Origin of the sequence: Longirhabdus pacifica (genome assembly GCF_004115085.1) — a bacterium.
Classification (GTDB): Bacteria; Bacillota; Bacilli; order Paenibacillales; family DSM-105158; genus Longirhabdus; species Longirhabdus pacifica.
In genome coordinates, this window is sequence record NZ_QXJP01000058.1 from 1 (window position 1) to 1,170 (window position 1,170).

Annotated in this window: 1 protein-coding gene; it reads left to right on the forward strand. The window is 36.0% G+C overall.

Features of this window, described 5'->3' with window-relative positions; all coding sequences use genetic code 11:
- Nucleotides 1-775: hypothetical protein (locus D1Z92_RS17050; RefSeq protein WP_206099780.1), on the forward strand; the 775-nt coding region annotated here is incomplete at its 5' end.
- Nucleotides 776-1,170 lie beyond the last annotated feature (395 nt).

Genomic DNA, 1,170 nt, shown 5'->3' on the forward strand with positions numbered 1-1,170 from the left:
CGTTCGCCTTAGCAAAAAGGAAAAATACTCCTTCTGGAATATTACGCTTCGCTTTCCAAAAGGAAAAAATATAGGGAGTGAATCAAAGATGAAAAACAAATTCGAACTACTCGATGAAGAGTTTAAACAGATAAACGAAGAAGCAGAAGCAGCAAAAGAATGCGATGATATTGAGATACAAACATATGACGAAAAATATATGATGGATTCCATGCGTGGCTGCGGTTACGCATTGGAGGAGAATGACGAGATAGCATGCTTAGAAGAGCAAGAAAAGGATGATGAAAAGCACTCTTCAGGAGTAGATCTTGCGAACAGTTTTTCTAAAATGATAGTACACTATCCAGGGTTTGAATACGATTCATTTCCTTTGACAGAATGCTTATATCAGCATCGAAGTTTGAAAGAAATTTCTTTCTATCCACATCGGAGTTTTCCATATGATGGAGAACGTTTCACGATTTCTTTTTCCCGTATATCATTTTCTGAATGGATAGTCCTTAACCAAATGTGTGACTATCACAATGAGAACGACCCGTATATGGAATCGAGATTTGCCTTATATGAATTAATGAAGAAAGAAGAGTTAGATGATGTGGTTATACCTTCGTCTAACGCTCATCATGAAATAGGTAACAATGAGTATGTGAAGGAGCATGTTTATTGCTCTGAAACGGATGATGCTCATACATTGTCTTATCGTTTGTTTTTCTTTTATATTGAAGATTGGCCAAAGAAATATGGTTTTATCAAGATGGAATATGTGATGTATTAGGAAAGGGGGGGCGGATTTTTATCGCCCCTTTAAGGAGAGCTTTTGCGCTGCAAATGCTCTTATTTTAAAGCAGAAAAAGCATGGTAAGGAGCTGCTGATGCAGCTCCTTTTCATTGCTAACGTTAAAAAAAGATTCCATTTAATTCGTATGTGTTCACTATTGCTGCAAACAAAAAACCAGTACTATATTGTATTTTAACGTTTTTCATATCTCATTAAAGTAGAAATCATGTAAGTATTAAGTAAAAATAAAAAATTCTTATCTTTTGTTCCCCTAGCCATACGCTACCTAAAAGACAAGCGAATAACCAGGACTAAGCCATACGGCAAAGTCCTGGTATATTCCATTGCCTTTTTTAACGGCAGCTACAAGGAAGAAGAAAAGATAGAAAGGA